Annotated in this window: 23 protein-coding genes; 18 read left to right on the top strand and 5 right to left on the bottom strand. The window is 69.1% G+C overall.

The annotated features are described in order from the left end of the window. The first annotated feature begins 1 nt into the window (after position 1). Both OK345_RS08185 and OK345_RS08180 read left to right on the top strand, forming a co-directional pair. The gene (locus tag OK345_RS08185; protein ID WP_265127439.1) at positions 2-508 is read left to right on the top strand and encodes a putative signal transducing protein; all 507 of its coding nucleotides are present in this window, start codon (positions 2-4) and stop codon (positions 506-508) included. A gap of 58 nt (positions 509-566) precedes the next feature. Next, on the top strand, positions 567-1,775 hold the full coding sequence (locus OK345_RS08180; protein ID WP_265127438.1) for an RNA polymerase sigma factor: 1,209 nt from the start codon (positions 567-569) through the stop codon (positions 1,773-1,775). A 150-nt stretch (positions 1,776-1,925) separates the two neighbouring features. Here the strand turns inward: OK345_RS08180 and OK345_RS08175 are convergent, their stop codons facing one another. Beyond that, the gene (locus tag OK345_RS08175; RefSeq protein ID WP_265127437.1) at positions 1,926-2,495 is read right to left on the bottom strand and encodes an EF-hand domain-containing protein; all 570 of its coding nucleotides are present in this window, start codon (positions 2,493-2,495) and stop codon (positions 1,926-1,928) included. A 161-nt stretch (positions 2,496-2,656) separates the two neighbouring features. On the opposite strand from OK345_RS08175, the gene OK345_RS08170 reads away from it, so the two are divergent. The 8 genes from OK345_RS08170 (at position 2,657) to OK345_RS08135 (ending at position 8,456) form a co-directional block, all read left to right on the top strand. Next, a complete protein-coding gene (locus OK345_RS08170) occupies positions 2,657-3,412 on the top strand; it encodes an arginyltransferase (RefSeq protein ID WP_265127436.1) in 756 nt (251 codons plus the stop codon). Between the two features lie 47 nt (positions 3,413-3,459). Beyond that, positions 3,460-4,674 carry an endonuclease/exonuclease/phosphatase family protein gene (locus OK345_RS08165; protein WP_265127435.1) on the top strand — a complete coding sequence of 405 codons (1,215 nt, stop codon included), beginning with the start codon at positions 3,460-3,462 and terminating at the stop codon, positions 4,672-4,674. 65 nt (positions 4,675-4,739) lie between these two features. Next, complete coding sequence (locus tag OK345_RS08160) at positions 4,740-5,129, top strand: roadblock/LC7 domain-containing protein (protein WP_265127434.1); 390 nt, start codon at positions 4,740-4,742, stop codon at positions 5,127-5,129. A gap of 2 nt (positions 5,130-5,131) precedes the next feature. Further along, the gene (locus OK345_RS08155; RefSeq protein ID WP_265127433.1) at positions 5,132-5,647 is read left to right on the top strand and encodes a PAS domain-containing protein; all 516 of its coding nucleotides are present in this window, start codon (positions 5,132-5,134) and stop codon (positions 5,645-5,647) included. Beyond that, positions 5,644-6,396 (top strand): PhnD/SsuA/transferrin family substrate-binding protein, encoded by a 753-nt coding sequence (locus OK345_RS08150; RefSeq protein ID WP_265127432.1) that lies wholly within the window; start codon positions 5,644-5,646, stop codon positions 6,394-6,396. The genes OK345_RS08155 and OK345_RS08150 overlap by 4 nt, the downstream gene beginning before the upstream one ends. Positions 6,397-6,399: 3 nt before the next feature. Continuing rightward, positions 6,400-7,029, top strand: a complete 630-nt coding sequence (locus tag OK345_RS08145) for a hypothetical protein (RefSeq protein WP_265127431.1) — start codon at positions 6,400-6,402, stop codon at positions 7,027-7,029. Between the two features lie 13 nt (positions 7,030-7,042). Continuing rightward, complete coding sequence (locus tag OK345_RS08140; protein WP_265127430.1) at positions 7,043-7,654, top strand: hypothetical protein; 612 nt, start codon at positions 7,043-7,045, stop codon at positions 7,652-7,654. A gap of 187 nt (positions 7,655-7,841) precedes the next feature. Further along, positions 7,842-8,456 carry a hypothetical protein gene (locus tag OK345_RS08135; protein WP_265127429.1) on the top strand — a complete coding sequence of 205 codons (615 nt, stop codon included), beginning with the start codon at positions 7,842-7,844 and terminating at the stop codon, positions 8,454-8,456. A 158-nt stretch (positions 8,457-8,614) separates the two neighbouring features. Here OK345_RS08135 and purT read toward each other — a convergent pair whose 3' ends face one another. Further along, the gene (gene purT, locus OK345_RS08130; protein ID WP_265127428.1) at positions 8,615-9,802 is read right to left on the bottom strand and encodes a formate-dependent phosphoribosylglycinamide formyltransferase; all 1,188 of its coding nucleotides are present in this window, start codon (positions 9,800-9,802) and stop codon (positions 8,615-8,617) included. Between the two features lie 133 nt (positions 9,803-9,935). Here purT and OK345_RS08125 point away from each other — a divergent pair, with 133 nt between their 5' ends. From OK345_RS08125 to OK345_RS08090, 8 genes are all read left to right on the top strand, one after another. Beyond that, positions 9,936-10,805, top strand: coding sequence for an SPFH domain-containing protein (locus OK345_RS08125; RefSeq protein ID WP_265127427.1), 870 nt, complete (start codon positions 9,936-9,938; stop codon positions 10,803-10,805). 7 nt (positions 10,806-10,812) lie between these two features. Continuing rightward, a complete protein-coding gene (locus OK345_RS08120) occupies positions 10,813-11,097 on the top strand; it encodes a hypothetical protein (protein WP_265127426.1) in 285 nt (94 codons plus the stop codon). Continuing rightward, a complete protein-coding gene (locus tag OK345_RS08115; protein WP_265127425.1) occupies positions 11,094-11,273 on the top strand; it encodes a type II toxin-antitoxin system antitoxin in 180 nt (59 codons plus the stop codon). The genes OK345_RS08120 and OK345_RS08115 overlap by 4 nt, the downstream gene beginning before the upstream one ends. Next, positions 11,270-11,452, top strand: coding sequence for a DUF4177 domain-containing protein (locus OK345_RS08110; RefSeq protein ID WP_265127424.1), 183 nt, complete (start codon positions 11,270-11,272; stop codon positions 11,450-11,452). The genes OK345_RS08115 and OK345_RS08110 overlap by 4 nt, the downstream gene beginning before the upstream one ends. Continuing rightward, positions 11,449-12,243, top strand: a complete 795-nt coding sequence (locus OK345_RS08105; protein ID WP_265127423.1) for a CPBP family intramembrane glutamic endopeptidase — start codon at positions 11,449-11,451, stop codon at positions 12,241-12,243. The genes OK345_RS08110 and OK345_RS08105 overlap by 4 nt, the downstream gene beginning before the upstream one ends. A gap of 66 nt (positions 12,244-12,309) precedes the next feature. Further along, positions 12,310-12,912, top strand: a complete 603-nt coding sequence (locus tag OK345_RS08100; RefSeq protein WP_265127422.1) for a PH domain-containing protein — start codon at positions 12,310-12,312, stop codon at positions 12,910-12,912. A 9-nt stretch (positions 12,913-12,921) separates the two neighbouring features. Next, a complete protein-coding gene (locus OK345_RS08095) occupies positions 12,922-13,734 on the top strand; it encodes a M15 family metallopeptidase (RefSeq protein WP_265127421.1) in 813 nt (270 codons plus the stop codon). Between the two features lie 16 nt (positions 13,735-13,750). After that, complete coding sequence (locus OK345_RS08090; protein WP_265127420.1) at positions 13,751-14,152, top strand: hypothetical protein; 402 nt, start codon at positions 13,751-13,753, stop codon at positions 14,150-14,152. Positions 14,153-14,514: 362 nt separating this feature from the next. Here the strand turns inward: OK345_RS08090 and OK345_RS08085 are convergent, their stop codons facing one another. The 3 genes from OK345_RS08085 to OK345_RS08075 all read right to left on the bottom strand — a co-directional run bounded on the left by OK345_RS08085 (position 14,515) and on the right by OK345_RS08075 (position 16,803). Next, on the bottom strand, positions 14,515-15,189 hold the full coding sequence (locus tag OK345_RS08085) for a DNA-3-methyladenine glycosylase family protein (protein ID WP_265127419.1): 675 nt from the start codon (positions 15,187-15,189) through the stop codon (positions 14,515-14,517). A gap of 2 nt (positions 15,190-15,191) precedes the next feature. After that, complete coding sequence (locus tag OK345_RS08080) at positions 15,192-15,563, bottom strand: DUF423 domain-containing protein (protein ID WP_265127418.1); 372 nt, start codon at positions 15,561-15,563, stop codon at positions 15,192-15,194. Between the two features lie 109 nt (positions 15,564-15,672). Then, positions 15,673-16,803: a polyketide cyclase gene (locus OK345_RS08075; RefSeq protein WP_265127417.1), complete on the bottom strand. Its 1,131-nt coding sequence runs from the start codon at positions 16,801-16,803 to the stop codon at positions 15,673-15,675. Positions 16,804-17,225 lie beyond the last annotated feature (422 nt).

Genomic DNA, 17,225 nt, shown 5'->3' with positions numbered 1-17,225 from the left:
CATGCGCCAGATATTCAGCAGCCAGCGCGTGGAAACCGTCGAAGGCGTGGCCAAGCTGTTGCGCGATGCGGGCATCGAAGTGCGCATCAGCAACGGGCGCTCGTACCACAGCAAGCGCAGCGGCCAGTTCAGCTACCTCGACAAGGGCGATGCGCAGAAGTACCCGGCGGTATGGGTGGTGCACGCCGACGACCAGCCGCGCGCGCGCGAGATCCTGCGCGACACGCGCCTGCTCGATACCACCCGGCGCGACCATCCGACCGCCGAATTCGCGTTCCGCGACGCGCCCGCGCCGGGCAGCGGCCGCAGCTGGGCCTGGCGCATCCGCATCGGCCTGCTGCTGGTGATCGGCGCGGTGGCGATGTTCGTGACGATGCGCCACCGCGGCGCCCCTGCCCCCGAACCGGTACCGGCGCCGCAGCAACAGCAGCCGCAGACGCCGCCCACCCCGGAGGAAGAGGAAGTGCGGGTGCGGATCCAGCCCACCGCGGACGCCCCCACGCAATAACCCGGTCACATCCGGCGGCGACGTACGTCATGTTCCATATCCCTTCCGGAAAGCGCCCATGACCGCCCTGCCCCTGGAACTGATGCTGCAGAAGGAACTGCCGGCCGCCACCGGCGGTTGCCAGCACTCCTACGGCCGCATCGTGCTGGCCTGCCAGAACACCGTCACCGCCATCGCGCTGGCGATCACCCGCGACCTCCAGGCCAGCGAGGACATCGCCCAGGAAGCCTTCATCAAGGCCTGGCAGCAGCTCAACCAGCTCAACAACCACGCCAGCTTCCTGCCCTGGCTGCGCCAGATCACCCGCAACCTGGCGCGCGACTGGCTGCGCGCCAACCGCAGCCGGCCCTTGACCGGCGAAGCCGCCGAGATCGCCATCGGCATGGCCGCCGACCCGTCGCCGTCGGCGTCCGAACGCTTGCAGCGGGTACAGGAAGAGCTGGCGGCCGAGGACATCATCTCCGCGCTGCCCGAGGAAAGCCGCGAAACCCTGCTGCTGTACTACCGCGAAGGCCAGAGCTCGCAGCAGGTCGCCGCCTTGCTGGGGTTGAGCGATGCCGCCGTGCGCAAGCGCCTGTCGCGGGCGCGCGCCAGCGTGCGCGAGGAAATGCTGCACCGCTTCGGCGAATTCGCCCGCGGCAGCGCGCCCGGCACCGCGTTCGCCGCGGTGGTCGCTTCGCTGCTGATGGTCGCCGCGCCCGGTACCGCCGGTGCGGTGGTGATCGGCAGTGGCATCGGCATGGCCGGTGCCGGCAAGCTCGGCGCCGGCGGGCTGGGCGCGAGCACCGCCAGCGGCGGTGCGGCGGCGGGATCGCTGGGGGCCGCCGCCCATGCCTTCTTCTCCAACGGCTTCCACATGGGGCTGACGCTGGGATGCGTCATCGGCGGCATGCTCTCGGCCTATGTCGGCGGCCTGTACCTGCTGCGCTATGCGGAATCGCCCGACGAACGGCAGCGGGTACGCCACTTCATCCGCCTGCACACGCTCACCGCCGCCGTGTTCTGCATCAGCGCGCTGGCGACGGTGATGTTCGGCCTCGGCCAGGCGGCCGGGCTGGTGACGCTCGTTGTGGGCCTGTGTGCGATCAACTACCAGTACCTGGTCACCCTGCCCAGGATCATGGCCCCGATGCTCGCCCGCGATGCCGCGCGCCATGGCCGTCACGGCCCGAGCTGGGTCTACCGCAGCCTGTTCGGCCGCGGCGGCGTGGTCGCGGCCAGTGTCCTGGTGATCGGTGCAGTGCTGCTGGTCCAGCTGCGCCAGTGAGGCGGCAGGTCCTCTGAAGCACGCTCCCCGGGTAGCTCGTTGCCGCCCGGGAAGCTCGCGACCGGGCTTCGTCGATGGCCCAGCCAAGCTCCAAAAAAAAACGCCCCGGCACGAGGCCGGGGCGGGTGTCGATCGGCGCCCTGTTGCTTGTTACTTGCCGGCCGGCGTCGCCTTCGGCGCACGCAGCCCCATCGGCGGACGCTTGGCCGCATCGAACTCGGCCTTGCTCAGCTTGCCGTCCTTGTCGGTATCGGCGGCGGCGAACCACTCGTCGCGGCGCTGGCTGGCGCGCGCTTCGAAATCGGCCCGGTCGACGAAGCCGTCCTTGTTGACGTCCAGCTGTTCGAAACGCTCGGCGAACTTCGGCTGGGCCTTGGCTTCCTCGCGGCTGATGCGGCCGTCCTTGTCGGTATCCAGCGCGGACATGAAGTGCCCGTGACGCGGGCCGTCCTTGCCGCCGGCATGGCGATGGGCCCCATGCTTGCGCTTCGGCAGCTCGTCGCGCGACAGCTTGCCGTCCTTGTTCTTGTCCAGTTCGTCGAAGCGCTGTGCCAGCCGCGGATGCGCGGCAGCTTCCTGGCGGTCGATCACACCGTCGCCATTGGCATCGATGCGCGTGGCGCCGGGCCGGGACTCGGACGGGGTGGCAGCGGTGGCGACACCGGCGGCGGAGGTGGCCAGCAGCATCGCCAGCAGGATCATCGGGGTGCGTTGACTCATGATGTGTTGCTCCGTTTCTTGGTGGAGGTAACGGCGCTTCGTGTCGTCGCGCCGGCACTGTGGAGAACGCCCCACCCCGGCAACGGTTGACCGCCGAACCGGCCGCATTCATCCGGCAGACAGTCGCCGCCGCTGAGACATGGCGGGGCTATGCTTGTGCCATGGCCATCCATGCCGACCCCCACGAAGACCTGAAACTGTTCCAGACCGGCCAGCATCCCTGCGGCTACTGGCCGGACCGGCAGGCGCGCGACCTGGTGCTCGATCCGCAGGACCCGCGGCTGGGCACGCTGTACCCGATGGCGCTGACCTGGGGTTTCCGCCGCTCCGGCGACCTGATCTACCGCCCGCACTGCCAGCATTGCCACGCCTGCGTGCCGGTGCGCATCCCGGTGGCGCGCTTCGCCCCGGACCGCAGCCAGCGTCGCTGCCTGGCGCGCAATGCCGACCTCGAGTGCCGCATCGTGGCGGCCGAGCGCAGCGACGAACAGTTCGAGCTGTACCGCCGCTACCTGGGCCACCGCCACGCCGGCGGCGGCATGGACGAGCACGGCCCGCACGAGTTCGACCAGTTCCTGATCGGCCGCTGGTCGCACGGCCGCTTCATGGAACTGCGCGAACCCGGCCGCGGTGGCCGCCGCGGCCGGCTGCTGGCGGTGGCGGTCACCGACGTCACCGCACAGGGGCTGTCGGCGGTCTATACCTTCTTCGATCCCGAGGCCCACGCGCGCGGCCTGGGCACGCTGGCGATCCTGCAGCAGATCCAGTGGGCGCGGCGCGAGTCGCTGCCGCACCTGTACCTGGGCTACTGGATCCGCGACCACCGCAAGATGGACTACAAGCGCCGCTACCGCCCGCTGGAGGCCTACGACGGCCGCCGCTGGCACGACTTCGACGACGCCCTCGAAGGCCTCTGAGCCGCTTCGGCAATGCGCCTGCAACCGCCGCGGTGCAGAATATCCGGATGAACCGACACTCCCTGCTGCTCGTCCTGTCGCTGCTGTGCGGCGCCTGCTCCCTCTCCCCCGCCCCGCCCACGCCACCGGAACCGGCTACGCCGTTGCGCATCGCCACCTACAACACCTCGCTGTATTCCGAAGAGGCCGGTGGCCTGGTCCGCGAACTGGAAGGCGACAGCGAACACGCGCGCAAGATCGCCGCGGTGCTGCAGCAGGTGCGCCCGGACGTGGTGCTGATCAACGAGTTCGATTACGACCAAGCCCACCGCGCCGCCGACCTGTTCCAGCAGCGCTACCTCGAGGTCGCCCAGCCCGGCGGCGGCGAACCGCTGCGCTACGGCTACCGCTACCTGGCCCCGGTGAACACCGGCGTGCCCAGCGGCCTGGACCTGGACAACGACGGCGAGGTCGGCGGCGAAGGCCGTTCGCGCGGCAACGATGCCTGGGGCTACGGCCTGCACCCGGGCCAGTACGGCATGCTGGTGCTGTCCAGGTACCCGATCGACGACGCCGCGGCGCGCAGCTTCCGGTTGCTGAAGTGGAGCGCGATGCCGGGCGCCCTGCGCCCGCTGGACCCGGCCACCGGCGAACCGTTCTGGAGCGATGCGGTGTGGTCGCAGTTGCGGCTGTCGTCCAAGTCGCACTGGGACGTGCCGGTGCGCACCCCGTCGGGCGTGGTGCACGTACTGGCCTCGCACCCGACGCCGCCGGTGTTCGACGGCCCGGAGAAGCGCAACGTCGCACGCAACCACGACGAACTGCGGCTGTGGCGCGAATACCTGTCCGCTGGCGATGCGCCGTGGCTGTGCGACGACCAGGGCCGCTGCGGCGGGCTGGCCGCCGACGCGCGCTTCGTGATCCTGGGCGATCTCAACAACGACCCGGTCGACGGCGACGGCCGCCACGAAGCCATCATCGAACTGCTCGAGCATCCACGCGTGTTGCGCTACCCGACGCCGCGCAGTCCCGGTGCGGAACAGGTCGGCCAGGCCTACGCCGGGAAGGGCGTCGTGCGTCGCGGTGCGCCCGCCCATGCCACCGGCGATTTCGGCCCGCGCTCGGGCACGTTGCGGCTGGACTACGTGCTGCCTTCGACCGGCTTCGGCCATGTCGGCAGCGGCGTGTTCTGGCCGGCCGAAGACAGCGCCGAGGCGAAGATCGCCGATGGCAGCGACCATCACCTGGTATGGGTGGACCTGGAGGTTCCCGCGCGCCCCTGAACGTTCCGGATCGCCGATTGATCCGGATCAAGGTCGCCTGCGTTCGTGCCTGCTGCAATGCACGCATGAACGCCATCCCCCTCCATCATTCGCAACGTGCGCAGCAGATCCGGCAGGCACTGGAAGGACTGAACGCTTCCAGTGCCGACATCGAAGCCTCTGCGCTGATCTCCATCGACGGCCTGCTGATCGACTCGGTCATGCCCCACGGCATGGACGAGGACCGTATCGGCGCCATGTCCGCCGCCCTGCTGTCGCTGGGCGAACGTACCGCGCGCGAACTCGGGCGCGGTCGCCTGGAACGCGTGCTGGTCCAGGGCGAGCACGGCTACGTGATCATGACCGCCGCCGGCGAAGAGGCGGTGCTGACCGTGCTGACCAAGGCCGAGGTCAAGCTCGGCCTGGCCTTCCTCGACATCAAGCGCGCCGCGCAGGCGCTGAGCCGCGTCGTCTGAGCATGGCCGCGCCCGCCCTGACCGACATGACGCCGCCCGCCGAGCCGCACCGCTCGGCCGAATTCGCCTTCCATGACGGCAGCCGCCGCCTGCTCCACTGGAGCGAGCGCGAGGTGCCCTATCCCGATGGCCGCCTGATCGTCTCGCGCACCGACCTGGACGGGATCATCACCCACGCCAACGATGCCTTCGTCGAACTCAGCGGCTACGCGCGCGAGGAACTGATCGGCGCACCGCACCACATCCTGCGCCATCCGGAGATGCCGCGCGCGGCCTTCAAGGACCTGTGGAGCACGCTGCTGGACGGGCGCAAGTGGCACGGCTACGTCAAGAACCTGCGCAAGGACGGCGCCCACTACTGGGTCTATGCCACCGCCCTGCCCAACATCCGCAACGGCCAGGTGGTCGGCTACAGCTCGGTGCGGCGCAAGCCCTCGCGCAAGCGCATCGAGGAGTTGTTGCCGCTGTACCGGCAGTGGCTGGAGCAGGAAGCGGCCGGCAACGGGGGACCGGCATGACCCTGAACATCCTGATCGCCCCGGATTTCGCGCCGGAGCACTTCCCCGGCTGGTACATGCTCAGCACCTTGCTGCAGCAGCGCTCGGGCCTGCGCCTGCACCTGCTGATGCCGGCCAACGCCGCCGAACAGGCGCGGATGCTGGCCGAGGGCCAGGCCGACCTGGTCTACGCCAATCCCTTCGACGCCACCGGCCTGATCCGCGGCCAGGGCTTCGTGCCGGTGGCCCGTCCTTCGGGCCAGTCCGACGAGATGGTCATCGCCACCGCCGCCGGATCGGCAGCGACCTGCGTGGAAGACCTGCAACCGGGCTGCAGCATCGCCCTGACCGACAACCGCGACGTCAAGCTGATCGGCCTGCGCCTGCTGGAACCGGCCGACCTGCTGGAAGACGACATCCGCTGGCAGCCCTGCACCAGCTACCAGGCCGCCGCGCGGATGACGCTCAACGGCCAGGCCGATGCCGGTTTCTTCCTGGCCTCGGCCTATCACTCATTGGCGCGGATCACCCGCGAACGGATGAAGGTGCTGGTGGAAAGCCGGCTGCGCGACATCAGCCACGTGGTACTGGCGCATCCGCGAGCAAGCGGCGACCTGGCGACGCTGTCGGCGGCACTGTTCGCCGTGGACCCGGCCGATCCCTCCGACCATGAGGTACTCCAGGCATTGGGCCTGCCCGGCGGCTTCGAAGCGATGTCGCAGGAGGACGCCGAATTCATGATCGATCTGATGGACACCCTCCTGGACTGAGCCATGCCTTCGGCCACCGATATCCTTTCCGCCCGCCGCGGCTTCCGTGCCCGCACCTGTGCGGTCGCGCGCAACCCGCACGATGCCGCCCTCCACCTGGCGCGCCTGCACGCCTCCCTGCAGCTGGACGACAGCGAGCCGGTGCAGGGCACGCTGGCCGACATGTTCATGGCCCTTCCCGGCAGCGAAACCGCGATGCGCCAGGCGGCCCTGCAACTGGCCGGTACGCGGTTGCATCCCTACGTGGCCGAGGCCTTCGGCCGCCACGCCCATGGCCATGCGCTGACCGCCATCACCCCGCTCGCCACGCGCTGGAGCGTGTTCGCCCAGCCCTCGGCCAATGTCCCGGCACGGGTGCGCAGGACCAGTCCGGACCATTCGCGACGGCTGGCCGCGCAAGTGGTCGAAGCGCTGCTGGAAGGCGACCCGATGCAGGCGCCGAAGATCGAGAGCGACTTCCTCGACCACTGCATTTCCTGCCAGGACAAGCTGGCCTTCATGATCGCCAGCCGCGACCTGCGCCGGCACGAAGTCGCCGTGGGCGACCGCTGGGGCCAGGTGGCCGCCTGGCTGGAGCGGCGCGGCGCCCTGGGCGACGCACAGGGCGAAACCGCCGACACGGCCATGCGCTGAAGGAGATCCATCCGTGACCACCGAATCGACCTGGCTGCTGCCCACCCCGCGCGGCGCGTTGCATGCCTTTTCCACCCACGAGCCCGGCGCCGCCCAGCGCGCGACCCAGGCCCTGCTCGCATCCCCGCGCGCGATGTCGCTGGCCGACTGGCGCCGCGGGCACGACCAGACCGGACGCATGCTGGAACAGCTGCGCGACAAGCAATGGGTACAGCTGCTCAAGCGCGAAGTACCGGCGCCGGACGTGCGCCTGGGCGACTTCGCCCAGCACGTGATCGCCCCGCTGTCGGGCGAGCGCCGTGCCATCCTCGCTTCCGACAGCGGCTTCTGCCTGGGCCAGTCCGGACTCGAGCAGGAACAGGCGGACACCCTCAGCGCGGCGGCGGCGGACTTCTCCAGCTACGCCCTGCGCCAGGCCCGGCGCGGCTGGCCCGGCGCGCGCCACGTGTCGTTCTTCAGCGATCCGGACATGCTGCTGCCGGAATGGTCGTTCGTCCCGTTCTGGGTCGACGACAGCGGCTACTGGCTGATCCTGGCCGGCGAACCGCTGCTCAACAACCTGGCCATGGTCGAACTGGTGTGGAGCATCCGCCTGGCCGGCGCGCGCTTCGCCGCACCGCTCTGAACCCGGGCACCACGCCCGCTGGCGGCCACCTCTCCCATCGGCCCAGGACGGTTGCCGCACCGGTCGCGGCTCGTGGCCGACGGCGCCGGGTGCGGCCCATCGCCCCAGCGATGCCGAGCAGCGGACAACCTGCTTCGTACAGGGCTGGTATCGTTCCGGCGGACCCAGGCGCCAAAAGGAGTTGGACATGCGAAAGATTGCCGTCCTGCTAGCCGCATTCGCGTCGATCCCACTCCATGCACGCGCTCAGACCCAGCATCCGGCCTACGAACCTGAGGAACTGGCGATTTCCGCCTATATGGCTGAATCCGGAGTTTCACCCAAGGAAGCCAGGAGACGGCTGATAGCCGAGGACGAGGCGAATACCGCCCTGGAGCCCATTCTGCAGCGGCTGGACGACAGGATTGCCGGCGCCTACTGGTCGGCCGAACCGGATCAGGACTTCACGATCCGGGTAAAAGGAAAGCTGCCGGACGGGCTCCCGCCCTTCATACCCACCTCCGCCGGAGCGGTACCGATCGTTTACGAAGAGGACGCCCCGTACTCCCGAAGCGAGCTCTTCGCGATCATCCAGGAGAACAACGAATTGCTCTTCAGTGCGATACCCGGCCTCCAGGGCATCTGGCTGGACGAACGGACAGGCGAGATCGTGCTCGACGTCCACGCATCTGCGAGCGACATGGAGGCATATGCGGGGGAAGGAGACGCCATCCGGAAAGCCTTGCAGATCCCGGTCAGGTTCAATCGCCTTTCTGCAAAGATGAAAACCGGGTCGATGTCGTTGGGAAGTGCGGGAGACTGAAAGAAGCCGCCCCGATACATTGCAGGCTTTGCAATAGTTTCCACACCATCAGCCCAAAGCCCCCTTGCCGCAATCGCTGCTCCAACGACAGACACACCAGGAGCAATCGCGGCCCCATGCCGTCCGCACCGGCGTCCGATGGGGCGCGAGTGTCGCAATCAGTTCCGCAGTTCGATCCCGATCGCCGCGGCCGCCTCGCGCGCGATGCGGCGGGCCTCGTCGATGTCCGTCGCGCGCGCCAGGGTCACGCCGACCCGGCGCTGCCCGTGCACGCCGGGCTTGCCGAACAGGCGCAACGCGGTATCCGGATGTTCCAGCGCGGCGTCGACGTTGCTGAAGAACGGCACGCCCTCGCCGTGCGCGAGCAGCGCGCACGAGGCCGATGGACCGTTCTGGCGGATCAGCGGCACCGGCAGGCCGAGGATGGCGCGGGCATGCAGCGCGAACTGGCTCAGTTCCTGCGAGGCCAGCGTGACCAGCCCGGTATCGTGCGGGCGCGGCGAGACCTCGCTGAACCACACCTCGTCGCCCTTGACGAACAGCTCCACCCCGAACATGCCCCAGCCGCCCAGGTCGTCGGTGATCGCGCGCGCCACCGCCTGCGCGCGCTCCAGCGCCCGCGCCGACATCGGCTGCGGCTGCCAGCTCTCGCGGTAGTCGCCGTCCTTCTGCAGGTGCCCCACCGGCTCGCAGAACGAGGTGCCGCCGGCATGGCGCAGGGTCAGCAGGGTGATCTCGTAGTCGAAATCGATGAAGCCCTCGACGATGCAGCGGCCGGCGCCGGCGCGGCCGCCGGTCTGCGCGTATTCCCAGGCGGGGGCGATGTCGGCCTCGCCGCGCAGCGTGCTCTGGCCCTTGCCGGAGGACGACATCACCGGCTTGACCACGCACGGCAGCCCGATCTGCGCCACCGCCTCGCGGTACTCGGCCTCGGTATCGACGAACCGGTACGGCGAGGTCGGCAACCCCAGGGTCTCGGCGGCCAGCCGGCGGATGCCCTCGCGGTCCATGGTCAATCGCGCCGCGCGCGCGGTCGGCACCACCCGCTGGCCCAGCTCCTGCTCCAGCTGCACCAGGGTCTCGGTGTGGATCGCCTCGATCTCCGGCACCACCAGGTGCGGCCGTTCGCGCGCGATCAGTTCGCGCAACGCCATCGGGTCGAGCATGTCCAGCACGTGCGAGCGATGCGCCACCTGCATCGCCGGCGCGTCGGCATAGCGGTCGGCGGCGATCACTTCCACCCCGAAGCGCTGCAGTTCGATGGCGACTTCCTTGCCCAGCTCGCCCGAGCCCAGCAGCAGCACGCGGGTGGCGGAAGGCGACAGCGGCGTGCCGAGAGTGGTCATGGGGCAGATCCGTAGGGCTGGAAGGGAGGGCACGCATTCTAGCCGCAGGCACCTGCCGGCCCATACCGGCCACCCTATTGCCATCTGATATCAATTTGATATCTTTAATCCACAACCACAAGGAAGCCGTGCCATGAAAGAAAAACCCATCCGTTCCATCTCCGGCCTGCCCTTCATCGGCGCTGTCGTGGCAGTGGTACTGATCTGCGGCTGGGTGCTGGCCGGCAGCGCGAAGGCCTCCTCGCCGGCGCCGCTGCTCGCCATCGGCGCGGTGGCGATCGCCCTCCTGGCCATGCTCAGCCTGGCCGGCCTGTACACGGTGCAACCCAACCAGGCCGCGGTGCTGAGCCTGTTCGGCAAGTACGTGGGCACGGTCAAGGACAACGGCCTGCGCTGGAACAACCCCTTCTACGCCAAGAAGAAGGTCAGCCAGCGCGTGCGCAACTTCGAGAGCGGCAAGCTCAAGGTCAACGAGCTGGACGGCAGCCCGATCGAGATCGCCGCGGTGATCGTCTGGCAGGTGGTGGACGCCTCCGAGGCGGTCTACAACGTCGACGACTACGAGAGCTTCGTGCACATCCAGTCCGAATCGGCGCTGCGCGCGATGGCCACCAGCTACCCCTACGACCAGCACGAGGACGGCCAGCTGGCGCTGCGCAGCCATGCCGCGGAGATCTCCCAGCACCTCAAGGACGAACTCGCCGAGCGCCTGGCCGACGCCGGCGTGCAGGTGATCGACGCGCGCATCAGCCACCTGGCCTATGCCGCCGAAATCGCACAGGCGATGCTGCAGCGGCAGCAGGCCAACGCGGTGATCGCCGCGCGCACCCGCATCGTCGCCGGCGCCGTGGGCATGGTCGAGATGGCCCTGGCCGAACTGCAGAAGAACGGCGTGGTCGAGCTGGACGAGGAACGCAAGGCGCACATGGTCAGCAACCTGCTCACCGTGCTGTGCTCCGATCGCGGCACCCAGCCCATCGTCAATGCCGGCTCGCTGTACTGAGGCCGCCATGGACATGATCGCCCCCCTGGTCATCGCCGCCACCGGCCTGCCCGCGCTGGCCATCGCCGCCTGGGCCGGCCGCGACGGCAGCGACCACGCGCGCGGCACCGGCCTGCGCTGGGCGCTGATCGCCCTGGGCATGTTCGTCGGCGCCCTCGGCCTGTACCTGGCCGGCGGCAACCGCAGCGCCGTCTACGCCGTGGTCATCGCGCTGGTGGTGGCAGTCAATGCGCTGGGCATCTCCCTGGTGCTGCACCTGCGCCGCGGCCCGGACAGGATGCAGCGCAAATGAGCGAGAAGAAGGCCTACCCGCTGCGCATCAACGCCGACGTGCTGGCGGCGGCGCAACGCTGGGCCGACGACGAATTGCGCAGCCTCAACGCGCAGATCGAGTACGTCCTGCGCGACGCCCTGCGCAAGGCCGGGCGGCTGCCCAAGCCACCAACGACACCGGAGGAAAAACCGTGAACAAGCAATGGAAGTACCTCGTCATCGAGGCCAAGACCGGCATATGGGGCAGTTTCAAGGCCGAAACCCTGCAGGAGGAACTGGACAAGCACGGGCGGCTTGGCTGGGAACTGGTCAACGTGGTCCACGCCACGCCCACCCTGTCCTCGCCCACCCTGATCTTCAAGAAAAGCGCATGAGCCCGGCCGCGCCCCGCTGGAGCGGCGACCTGAAGGCGGCCGGCGTGCTGGGGCTGGCCGCGGCACTGGCCACGGCGGCGCTGTTTCCCTATCTGCTGCAGGTCATGCCGGAGAAGCTGGCGCGCATTCCGGTGCCATTGCCGCTGCTGGCGACGGCGCAGGCATTGCAGGCGTTCGTGCTGCTCGGTGCGCTGTCGCTGCTGGGCCTGCGCATGGGCCATCGCGTGGGGCTGGGCGCGCCGCTGCTGCAACGATGGTGCGGATCGACGCCACCGGATGCGGCGGCCCGCCCACGCCCGCTGTCCGCCATCGCGCTGGGCACCGCATCGGCCCTGGTCGTGCTGCTGGGCATGCAGGCGATCGACCCGCTGCTGCCGGCGATGCTGCACCCGCCGCAAGCGGCCGGCGCCGGCACGTCCGCGCTCAACGGGCTGCTGGCCTCGTTCTATGGCGGCATCGCCGAAGAACTACAGATGCGGCTGTTCCTCATGACCCTGATGGTATGGATCGTCGCGCGCCTGCGCCGGCGTACTCCCGGTGCCGGCGCGTACTGGTCGGCGATCGGGCTGGCGGCGATCCTGTTCGGCGCCGGCCACCTGCCGGCGGCGCAGCACATCTGGGGGCTGGACGGCATCGTCGTGCTGCGCACGCTCGGCCTGAACGCCGTGGTCGGCATCGCCTGCGGCTGGCTGTACTGGCGCCGGGGGTTGGAAATGGCGATGCTCGCGCACTTCAGCGCCGATATCGTCCTGCACGTGCTGGCGCCCCTGCTGGCCGTGGGCGGGCCATGATCGCCGCGCCATCACTCCGCCGGGATTCTCCACGATGACGCCGCACCGCTGAGCGGCACACGTTCGATGGCCGTCGGCGCAAACCGCACCTACCTCTCCATGGAAACCGAATCGATGTCCCATGTATCGCCCCCATCGAAGGACTATCCCGTCGCCGCCGCCTCCCCATGGCTGCTGCTGTGGGTATGGCTGCCGCTGCTCGCCGCCGCCGGCCTGACCCTCTACACCTCTCTGGATCGTGCCCGGCACACCCACCTGGACCTGTGGATCACCCTGCCCTTCATGGCCCTGCTGGGCGCCGTGCTGAGCTGGGCCTTCGCCCGCCGCCGCATCGCCCTCCGCGATCGCCAGCTCGAAGTGGTCTCCAGCTTCTACCGCAAGCGCATCGGCATCGGTGCACTGAAGCTGGACCAGGCGCGGGTGGTCGACCTGGCCGAACACACCCAGTTCAAGCCCAGCTTCAAGACCAACGGCTTCGGCATGCCCGGCTTCAAGTCCGGCCACTTCCGCATGCCCGGGGGCGGCAAGGCCTTCTGCCTGCTCACCGACACCAGCCGGGTACTGGTGCTGCCGCTGCGCGACGGCAGCCTGGTGCTGCTCAGCCCCGAGCAACCACGCCAGCTGCTGCAGGAACTTGAGCAACTGGCCGCGGTTCCGGCCCGGGATTAAGCTGGCCACATGCGCCCTGCCCCCACCCGCCTGCTCAACACGCCGGAAATAGAACTGTGGCCCGGCGGACTGCTGCGCGCGCGCAGCAATGCCGACGCCCGCACCCTGGCCCGCGCACGGCATGTACTACGCCGCAAGCGGGACGGTCGCTACCTGGCCGCACTGCTGCCCGAGGGCCTGTTGCCGCTGGTCACGCGGCTTCCGCGCGAACCGGGCATCGACGAGGCGCTGGCGACGCTGGAGGACGCCGTCCACGGCCGGCGCCGCGCCGCGCCGGCGCCGGCCGTGCTGCCGCTGCAACGCCTGCACGAACACCTGCAGCGGCTCGGCCTGGACGACGGCTACGGCGAGCGCACCGGCCTGTCGCTGGTGGCCGAACCGGCCGTGCTGCAGCTGGCCGGCTTCGACCGTTACCGGCGGCCGTTGTGGCTGTCGCGCGGTGCTGCCCGCGGCTGGCAGCGGATGCAGCAGTCCGCCGCGCTCGAGGGCATCGCGCTGGATGCGATTTCCGGCTATCGCAGCCACGATTACCAGTTGGGCATCTTCGAGCGCAAGCTGGCACGCGGGCAGAGCGTGGAGCAGATCCTCAGCGTCAACGCCGCTCCCGGCTACAGCGAGCACCACGGCGGCGACGCACTGGACATCGGTACCCCGGGCGAGCCTCCCGCCGAGGAATCCTTCGAACGCACGCCCGCCTTCGCCTGGCTGCGCCGCCACGCCGGCGACTTCGGCTTCGCCATGAGCTACCCGCGCGACAACCCGCACGGCATCGTCTACGAGCCATGGCACTGGCGCTGGGCGGGAGCCCGCCTTTCCGCCTGATCGCCGGAACATGCCGATGGACGACAACCCCTACCAGGCAAGCAGCGTCCCCGCAGTCACCGCAGGACCATCGCGCACGCCCGACCTGGCGATCGCCCTGATGTGCGGCGCTGGCGCCCTGATCGGAACCGCGCTGGCGTGCGCGACCCTGTGGATGCTGCTGTGGCACGACATGAACCGTCTGCTGGCGGCGGGCGGGCTGGGCAACGCCGCCATCTATGCCGCGCTGGCCTATGGCTGCCATCGCCGCAGCCGCATCTGCGCCTGCCTGCTGCTGGTCCATGCCGAGCTGCAGGTGCTGCTCGTGATGAAGGCCTTTCCGCCGCTGCCGGATTATGCCCTGCTGGTCCCGGTCATCCTGCTCCTGGTCCTGGTACGCGGCACCATGGCGGTATTCCGCAGCCATCGCCAGGGCTGACGCCCTATCCACCGGCGAGGGCGGGGCATTGCCCGGCGGCCGTCACCGGGGCACCGGCCGCCGCCCCTTCCGTCCCTACTTGCGGGAAATGCGGTTTGGGGCATTGTCGCCACCGTTGACGCCGCGGACGCCTTCGTTGCGACGACGTCCTGCCCGGGCCGGGCGCTCGATAACCATGCCCGGGGAACTTCCGGACCGGAGGCATGCGGTGTTTCCGCCCCCGCTCCCATGGTGGGGGCGCATCCGAAGCATGGACGTCCTGGCCGCGACACTGGCGGGTCCCGGGCCGGCCAGCGTTACCGGCCGGCTGTCGCGACCGGCGCCGCTCCTGCAGGATGTCGTTCCTGCGGGAAGCGGCCGGTTCAATCCTGCGAGCGGTTGGTCGGCAGCTTCGCCGCGGCCGTGAAATCGGCGATCCGCCACAGGTACAGGCTTGCGTAGGTACGGTACGGCCCCCACTTCTCGCCGCGCGCCAGCAGCTCCTTCGGCGTGGGCATCGCCTCCAGCCGGTCGACCTTCTGCGCGCCCTTGCGCACGCCCAGGTCGTCCACCGGCAGCACGTCGGGACGACCGAGGCGGAACATCAGCATCATCTCCACCGTCCAGCGGCCGATGCCGCGCACCGGCACCAGCGCAGCGACGATCTCGTCCTGGTGCATGGTCGACATCCGGCGCAGGTCCGGGATTTCGCCACGGGCCTCGCGCGCGGCCAGATCGCGCAACGCCAGGGCCTTGTTGCCGGACACGCCGCAGGCCCGCAGCGTGGCGTCGTCGATCCGGCCAAGGGTGTCATGGTGCAGGCGGGTACTGCCGATCGCCGCTTCGACCCGCCCGACGATGGTCGAAGCGGCCTTGCCCGAGAGTTGCTGGAACAGGATCGCCCGGGCCAGCGCATCGACCGGATCGAAGGACTTGCGCCAGCGCGGCTCGGCCGGCAGCGGTCCGAGCCGCTTCATCCAGGCGCCGAGCTTGCGATCGCGGCGAGAGAGATGGTCCCAGGCGGCTTCCACGTCGAAGCCGCGGGCATGCCGTGGCACGCTCAGCGCCTCAGGGCATTCAGCGCGAACACCACCCAGCCGGCCATCAAGGTCATGCCGCCGACCGGCGCCAGACGCGTGGACCATTGCCACAGCGCACCGCCGACCAGGCTGCCGGAGAACAGCAACGTGCCCAGCAGCAGCATGTACAGCGCCAGCCGCGCAAGCGAGCGGTCGGCGCGCGCGCCCAGTGCGGCCAGGGTCACGCCGTGGCCGAAGGCATACAACGCCGCCGTATTGACGTGCGACTGCGCCTGCGGATCGGCGATGCCATGCGAGGCATAGGCCGACAATGCGATCGCGGCGGCCGCCAGCAACCCGCCACAGCAGGCCAGCAGCGAGGGTTTGCGGGAGCGTCGTTCGAGACTGAACATCATCATCCTTCCGCGGTAGGCTGGTGTTTTCCGGCCAGCGCCCAAAAAAAACGCGCCGCAGTAGGCGGCGCGTTTTCTGTCGATCATTCCATCGCGTGCAGCTGGGCGGTTACTTGACCGACCAGTACACGTCGTAGCTGCCCTCGGTGGTGAACGCCTTGTCGACGCCCCCCTTCCAGGCCTCGTACGGGCGGTCGATCACTTCGTTGCCGGTGGTCACCGCCCAGGCGCGCAGCGCGTTGCGCGCCACGTCCAGACCCGCCATGTGGCCGGTGTAGGAAGCGAAGGCGGAACGACGTGCGTCGGTGTGGACGTAGGTGACCGGATTGCCGCTCGGGATCTTCACGTCCAGCTTGCCGCTGGAAGCGACCGGAGTGGCATCGTCGCCGTCTTCCTTGTCGGCGGCCGCCTTGTCGGCAGTAGCGGCGCTCTTCTTGCGGACCGGCTGGGCCACGTCGAAGGCGTACTTCTCCGCACCGAAATCGGTGGTGACGATGCGCACCGGACCGGCGGCTTCCAGGCCGTTGGCCTCCATCGCACGCTTGATCCACTCCTGGTTGTCCTGGATGGACTTGCGGATGGTGTCGTTGTTGCGGTCGATGTTGCCGGCGTTGATCACCAGCAGGTCCTCGGCGGGCAGGTCGACGATCTTCAGGTCGGTCAGCGGCGCTTCGGCGGCGCGATAGTCCACGTTCGGCACGGTGGCCAGCATGTTGGCCATGCGCGACAGGCCCAGCTTCAGGTCGTCGCCGACATGACGGCTGACGTACAGCCCGGCGTAGCGGCCGAACAGGTCGAAGCCGTACTTGACGCTGTAGTCCTGGGTGATCTTGACGTTCTGGTTGTTCCTGCCGGTGGGCACCAGCGTGAACGTCGTGACCTTGTCGTAGCCCTTGGTCGGGTCCTGGATGGCGATGGCGACGCGCTGGTTCTTCTCGCTCTCGGTGATCTCCCAGCTGCCCTGGCCCAGGGTGCTGTCCTTGGAGCTGTAGTCCAGGCGGGCGCCAACGCCGGCCTCGGGGCCGGAAAGCTTCAGTTCAACGGCGGGATCGCGCAGGGTCAGCGGGTTCCAGTCCTTGAAGCGGCGCAGGCTGCTGACCGTGTCGTACACGATCGTCATCTTGCGGTTGGTCTCGATGCTTTCGGAAATATGCCGCTCGCCCGGCAGGCACACGCCAATGATGACGAACAGGCCAGCCACGATCCCCAAGGCGATCAGGAACTCGATAATACGGGTCATTCAGGAGTCTCCGGGGCCGATCCCACGGCCGGGTTGATTGAAGCGAAGCCCCCATCCTATCAGGGTTCGCGGCCGATATTCATCAGATTGGGCACCGGTTTCCATGCCGGGTGCGGAAATTTTTCCCGCAACGGGCGCGCAGGGTAACGCATCGCACGGGATGCGGGTATCGGCGGCGCACCATGGAAGCTTGAACCGGCACAAGGCTGGCCCTTTGGCCCCCACCCGCGCCGGGGCAAGGCGAAGACCGTGGAATGCGACCCGGCATGCTTGTGCGTGCCGGACGTGCGAGAGCATGCGCCGTCGCTGCGTGCGCGCCACCGGCCCACAATCGCGCGGCACGCATCGGCGAGTCGCCCGGGGCATCCGGTGATCGACCTGAATGCGGTTCTCCAGCGGCTCCATCGCATCATTCCGGCCTC

This window comes from Xanthomonas chitinilytica (assembly GCF_026107455.2).
In the GTDB taxonomy this organism is placed as follows: Bacteria; Pseudomonadota; Gammaproteobacteria; order Xanthomonadales; family Xanthomonadaceae; genus Stenotrophomonas; species Stenotrophomonas chitinilytica.
The sequence above is the reverse complement of the archived record's forward strand: the minus strand, read 5'-3'. Positions and strand labels throughout refer to the sequence as shown.